This window comes from Pseudomonas sp. FSL W5-0203 (assembly GCF_001896155.1).
Lineage (GTDB): Bacteria > Pseudomonadota > Gammaproteobacteria > Pseudomonadales > Pseudomonadaceae > Aquipseudomonas > Aquipseudomonas paracarnis.
The window spans coordinates 25,286-31,555 of sequence record NZ_MPOR01000052.1; the positions used below are offsets into that span (position 1 = coordinate 25,286).

The following is a 6,270-nucleotide window of genomic DNA, read 5'->3' on the forward strand; positions in this document are numbered from 1 at the left end:
TAAGCCAACCTCGTCACTGCGCAATAGTCTTGATTGCTTTTGCGGGGCTCCCGAAAAAAACAGTATTTTCTGGGACATTTTTGGTGAGTACACTCCCCATTCCAATCAAAGCTCCGCTTCCAATGGTCAACCCTTGCCGGATAGAAGCCCCTGTCCCCAGTTCGGCATTACGACAGATTCGTACGTTTCCAGATACGGCCACCATCGGCGCGACAGTAACGAAATCTTCAAAGACAACCTCATGTCCGATCGTACAGTTCAAATTGACGATCACATGCTGACCGATGACGATTTCAACTGTGGCGATAGTACCAGCACAAATAATACTTCCGGCCCCAATTGTCACGTGCTCACTCATCACGAGCGCATCAGGATCAATCAGCGTTGCAAACTCAGGGGAGCCCCTTGAACACATTTTATCCTTGACCTTGCTCCTGATACGCGGATTCCCGATAGCAATGACAAACTGGCAATCCGAATACTGCTGCCAATCGTCGACCATTCCCAACACAGGCACTGAAGCAAATTGGTGGCCCTGAACCGCGACATTATCGTCCAGAAAACCACGGATGGTGACGCCGAGGCGCGAAGCCAACCAGAAGACTTCTTTACCGAAACCACTAAATCCAACAATAATCAAACTCTTATCTGGAGCCACTTGGTTTCCCCACCGTTTCTTGTCCTACGACCCCAACACTGGATCGATAAAATCAGCAATTGCCTATCTGCGGCGCAACTACAAAGCTCAGTAAAAACCGCCTTACCGCTACTGTCCGATGCCGGTGAACTTTGACATCGTCACCTCCCCGTCAGCGCTAATACCGTCACGTTTTAAAACTTTACGAATGGTCATTAACAAGATCTTGATATCCAGCATCAACGTTCTGTTGTCTACGTACCATACATCTAACTTGAACTTCTCTTCCCAACTCAAGGAATTGCGCCCATTAACTTGAGCCCACCCTGTAACACCAGGTCGGGTATCGTGCCGACGGTACTGTTCGGCTGAATAGAGGGGAAGATATTCCATCAATAAAGGGCGCGGCCCTACCAAGCTCATGTCGCCCTTCAATACGTTCCAAAGCTCCGGGAGCTCATCCAGGCTGCTAGAGCGCAAGAAGCTACCAAAAGGCGTCATTCGATCCACGTCGGGCAGTGGATTTCCAGCTGAATCCACAGCATTTTTCATGGTCCTGAACTTGACCATTTCAAATGGCTTGCCATTTCGACCAGGCCGCACCTGACGAAATAGTACCGGGGAACCAAGCTTCCGACTGATTTTCCAGGCGACAAACACAATGACCGGGGATAATAATAAAAGCCCAAAAAAAGAAGCTGTAATATCAAAAATACGCTTAAGCATTCTAGAAACCTTATAACCCACTTGAAGCCGGGCACGCCCAGCACCGACCATTTTTGACTATTTAGAAAACCGATTAAAAATACGCGTAAAACCCTCGATTCCTTTTTTGAGAGACATCTGCGAATGGTAAAAATCTTGACCTTTTTTGGCCATAATGTCGAGCTCTATCGGACTTGCTCGGCTCAACGCCAACGCGGCGTCAGCGAGCGCTTGAGGACTCTGTGACTCAGCAATATAGCCGCTGCCGCTGCGTTGAACCAACTCAGCCGCGTCACCATCCACAGCCATCAGAAGAGGCTTGCCGGCTGCTAGATAAGCCTGGGTTTTTGAAGGGATCGTGATGGTAAACAGCGGGTCTTTTTTCAGGTGAACCAGTAACGCATCAGCAGCCCTAAGATAACGTCCTGCTTCGTTCATAGGAACCACAGGCAGAAATAGCACATTGTCCAAACCATCATCCGCAGCGCGCTGCTTCAAACGCGCGACCTCAACGCCCCCTCCCAAGAAAACAAATACAATTTCCGTGTTGGCCGCGGATAAGATCCTGGCCGCATCCAGAACGGTATCCAATGCCTGGGCCTTACCCATCGTACCAGCAAAGAGAATCCTGAATTTCGGCTTGTCGGGGAAATTCGGAGGAAGGATATTCAGACCATCAGCCAAAGCATCTTCCGCACACCAGTTATAGATAATATCTATTTTTGTGTCCGGCACTCCACGCTCCACCAGGAGACGCTTGAACCCAGGAGACAGGACAACTATCTGGTCCACATGTTTATAAACCCAGTCACACACACGAGATACGACTTGAAGTGCCTTCGGATTTGAGAACATACCGGTCGCACGTAACGTGTCCGGCCACATGTCCTGAATGTCATAGACAACCGGCGTACGTCGAAAAAAACGAATAAGGCAGGCAGCAATACCCACCGTCAATGGTGGGTGGTAGGCATAAATAACATCAGGACGCTTGGCACCGAACAAGCCATAGAACAGACTCGCCGCACCAAAACTCAAATAATTGAGTACACGACCCACTCCGCTTTGACCGTGGCTTGGATAAAGAGGAAGTCGTGTGACTTTTACGCCATCAATGACTTCTTTCTGGCACAATTTTATCTTGTAGCCGGGATAAATTTTACCGCCGGGATAATTCGGAAAACCGGTGACTACTTCAACCTCAAAGCCCTGCTCTACCAAGGCCCGAGCGAATACGAGGCCCTTAAAAGTGGGCTCAGGTTCAAACCACTGGGTCAAAAGCAAAATGCGAACTGCCATCTGTAATCGTTCCCGAATAAAACTGCTTTATGAAGGCGACAGCGAAGCCCGTGAAATTTCCCGAGAATTACATACATCGCCCGCCCAGCATCACCGCGGAATGAAGGGATATAAGCCATGGTCAGCTTGCCATATCCAGCTAGACGGATAACACTTCGCGTGCGCCACCCGGTTAGCTGAATACGCTTTGAAAACTCGAAATTCCACGATGCCTTTATCAGTCAAATTTTTTCCAGACCACCCGCATTACATAATCGCGGTAGCTGTGAATGATACGGACGACTTTTTCTGCGACATTCGGCATACTGTAATCACTAACAAGGCGAAGCGTACGCACATCATCGCGCTCCTGAAACTCCAGAACCTGCAGGGCTTGCATAACCCGCTCAACCTCTAGCCCTACCATCATAACTGCGGCTTCTTCCATACCCTCCGGACGCTCGTGAGCTTCGCGAATATTCAGCGCAGGAAAATTCAGGATTGATGACTCCTCGTTAATCGTACCGCTGTCCGAGAGCACCGCTTTCGATTCAAGTTGCAGCTTGTTGTAATCTTTGAAGCCCATAGGCTTCAACAATCGAACGTTGTCGTGGAACGTTATGCCCAATGCGTCAAATCGCTTTTGCGTGCGCGGATGCGTGGAGACAATCACCGGATAATTGTAAGCTTCAGCTACGCCGTTAAGTATGCCCACCAGCTTCAAAACGTTTGTTTCAGAGTCGATGTTTTCTTCTCGGTGAGCACTCACCACAAAGAACTTACCAGCTTCAAGTCCCAGGCGCTCCAGTACATCTGAGCCCTCTATACCTTCACGGTAATAATTGAGAACTTCATACATCGGGCTACCCGTCTTGATGACCATATCAGGAGCCAAACCTTCCCGCAGCAGATAGTCACGAGCAATCGTGCTGTAGGTCAGATTGATGTCGGCCGTATGGTCGACGATACGTCGGTTGATTTCCTCGGGCACACGCATGTCGAAGCAACGGTTGCCGGCTTCCATATGGAACGTCGGGATCTTGCGTCGCTTCGCAGGAATTACCGCCATGCAACTGTTGGTATCGCCGAGGACCAGCAGCGCCTCGGGCTGGACTTCTTCCAGCACACGATCCACGGAAATGATTACATTACCAATGGTCTGCGCACCTGTTGCACCTGCGGCATTAAGAAAATGATCGGGCTTTCGGATACCGAGATCCTGAAAGAAAATCTCATTCAACTCATAATCATAATTTTGCCCGGTATGGACCAGCACGTGATCACAATACTGATCCAGCTTAGCCATAACACGTGACAGGCGAATAATCTCAGGACGGGTGCCTACCACTGTAACAATTTTAAGTTTTTTCATTACGAAGCTCTTCTGAAATTTTCTAAGCCTGACGGAAAACACGCCAGAACAAAAACCCCGAGAACCAGTAAACGCGAGCTCTCGGGTAGATAAAACATCAACGTTGAAGACGCCTTACGCGGTGGTACCCACCGGCCGCGCATATGTATCAGGCTTCTCGCGGTCAAAAATCTCATTTGCCCAGAGCATCACGATCATTTCATTCTCACCCACATTGGTAATATCGTGGGTCCAACCTGGTACCGTCTCGACAATCTCTGGCTTCTCACCGTTTGTCCTCAATTCGTAAAATTCACCCGAGATGATGTCGCGAAAACGAAAAAGTGCATTTCCTTTAATCACCAGAAACTTTTCGGTTTTCGAGTGGTGATAATGACCACCTCGGGTAACCCCAGGAAATGCGGTAAAGTACGAGAACTGACCGCTATCAACGGTTTTCAGCATTTCCACAAAAACCCCTCGTGGATCAGCATGCCGCGGCACTTGATAAGCAAAGTTGTCGGGGCGCAGGTAACTGACGTAGGTGGAGTACAAGGCACGTACCAACCCTACCCCTACAGGTTCACTGATGAGGTTTTCACGGCTGTCTTTGAACGCCTGCAACTGATTCGCCAAGTCGCCTACACTAATGCTATAAAGCGGCGCGACATCAACGAATACTTCAGTTGACAACCGCCCATTCATTGCCGAAACAAAGCACTCAACCACATCATCGACATAAACTAGGTTAATAATCGCATCTGGATCATTAATCTGAATTGGGAGTCCAAGCGTGATGTTGTGGCAGAACGTCGCTACCGCCGAATTGTAATTTGGGCGCGCCCACTTACCGAAAACATTTGGCAGCCTAAACAGATAAACCTTCGACCCGGTACGCCGAGACAATTCAAGCAGTGAATTTTCAGCCGCACGCTTACTCTCGCCGTACTCATTGTTCAGTTCAGCCTGGCTAGATGAAGTGTAAAGCACTGGTATTGGCTTGCCACTTGCTTCAATGGCATGACATAGCGCGCTTGTTAGTTCAGCATTCCCGGACTTGAATTCCTCCGGGCTCTTTGGACGATTCACTCCCGCAAGGTGGAATATGAAGTCCACGCCTTCCACGAGGCGGTTCAACTGGGAGACATCATCGCCCCGATTGAACTGACGCATTTCGACGTCATTACGCTCGCCAAGGTGCGAGATCAGGTTCTTGCCGATAAAGCCGCCGGCGCCAGTGATTAACACTTTCACGAATTATTCCTCCGGCGTTGCGTGTTCACCACGCTGGATTGCTTGCATAAACGACAACTTTAGCAGCAGGCGCTTCATACCCGCCTCGTCCAGCCGCTCAGTATTATGGGAGTTGTAATCCTCCATCCGGGAGATTTTTTCCTCTCCCTGCTCCACAAATTTGCTGTAGTTCAGGTCTCGCAGATCAGGCGGAATACGATAGTACTCACCCATATCTTCAGCACAGGCCATCTCCTCACGGCTGAGCAACGCCTCATAAAGCTTTTCACCATGACGGGTACCAATGACTTGTATAGGGTGCTCAGGCTTACCCATCATGGCGGTCAGCGTACGAGCGAGTGTTTCAACAGTCGCCGCAGGCGCCTTCTGTACGAACAGATCGCCATTGTTACCATGCTCAAAGGCATACAGCACCAAGTCTACCGCATCACTCAAGGTCATCATGAAGCGAGTCATGTTCGGATCAGTGATGGACAATGGCTTACCCTCACGAATTTGATCTACGAAAAGCGGAATTACTGAACCTCGAGAAGCCATTACATTGCCGTACCGAGTACCGCAGATGACCGTCTTCAACTCATCTACGTTCCGCGACTTTGCCACCATCACTTTTTCCATCATCGCTTTGGAAATACCCATTGCGTTGATTGGATAGACCGCTTTGTCGGTACTTAAGCAAACAACACGCTTCACGCCGTTCTGGATCGCAGCCTCCAATACATTCTCAGTACCCATCACATTGGTCTTAACCGCCTCCATCGGGTGAAACTCGCAAGATGGCACCTGCTTAAGCGCAGCAGCATGAAAAATATAGTCAACACCTCGTGTGGCATTGAGCACACTTTGGTAATCGCGAACGTCACCTATGTAGAACTTCAGCTTGGAGTTAGCGTAGCGCTTACGCATATCATCTTGTTTCTTTTCATCGCGACTGAATATACGAATTTCAGCAATATCTGGGCGGTTGCAGGAGCTGAGTGCAACACGGTTATTGAATTGAAGCCGGAGCATCATGCCGCATTGCCATGGAATTTTGCATGACCTG

6 protein-coding genes are annotated in these 6,270 nt (G+C 49.3%); all 6 read right to left on the bottom strand.

Annotated features, from left to right (window positions below; all coding sequences use genetic code 11):
- Nucleotides 1-13 precede the first annotated feature (13 nt).
- The 6 genes from BOP96_RS26755 to BOP96_RS26775 all read right to left on the bottom strand — a co-directional run bounded on the left by BOP96_RS26755 (nucleotide 14) and on the right by BOP96_RS26775 (nucleotide 6,239).
- Nucleotides 14-658 carry an acetyltransferase gene (locus BOP96_RS26755; protein WP_003189798.1) on the bottom strand — a complete coding sequence of 215 codons (645 nt, stop codon included), beginning with the start codon at nucleotides 656-658 and terminating at the stop codon, nucleotides 14-16.
- A 108-nt stretch (nucleotides 659-766) separates the two neighbouring features.
- Nucleotides 767-1,363: a sugar transferase gene (locus BOP96_RS30290; protein WP_003189797.1), complete on the bottom strand. Its 597-nt coding sequence runs from the start codon at nucleotides 1,361-1,363 to the stop codon at nucleotides 767-769.
- Between the two features lie 57 nt (nucleotides 1,364-1,420).
- A complete protein-coding gene (locus BOP96_RS26760; RefSeq protein WP_003189796.1) occupies nucleotides 1,421-2,641 on the bottom strand; it encodes a glycosyltransferase family 4 protein in 1,221 nt (406 codons plus the stop codon).
- 217 nt (nucleotides 2,642-2,858) lie between these two features.
- Nucleotides 2,859-3,992 (bottom strand): non-hydrolyzing UDP-N-acetylglucosamine 2-epimerase, encoded by a 1,134-nt coding sequence (gene wecB / locus BOP96_RS26765; RefSeq protein WP_003189795.1) that lies wholly within the window; start codon nucleotides 3,990-3,992, stop codon nucleotides 2,859-2,861.
- A gap of 114 nt (nucleotides 3,993-4,106) precedes the next feature.
- Entirely contained in the window at nucleotides 4,107-5,225 is a 1,119-nt protein-coding gene (wbjC, locus tag BOP96_RS26770; protein ID WP_073454518.1) for a UDP-2-acetamido-2,6-beta-L-arabino-hexul-4-ose reductase, read from the bottom strand.
- A gap of 3 nt (nucleotides 5,226-5,228) precedes the next feature.
- Nucleotides 5,229-6,239 (bottom strand): polysaccharide biosynthesis protein, encoded by a 1,011-nt coding sequence (locus tag BOP96_RS26775; RefSeq protein WP_073454520.1) that lies wholly within the window; start codon nucleotides 6,237-6,239, stop codon nucleotides 5,229-5,231.
- Between the last annotated feature and the right edge of the window lie 31 nt (nucleotides 6,240-6,270).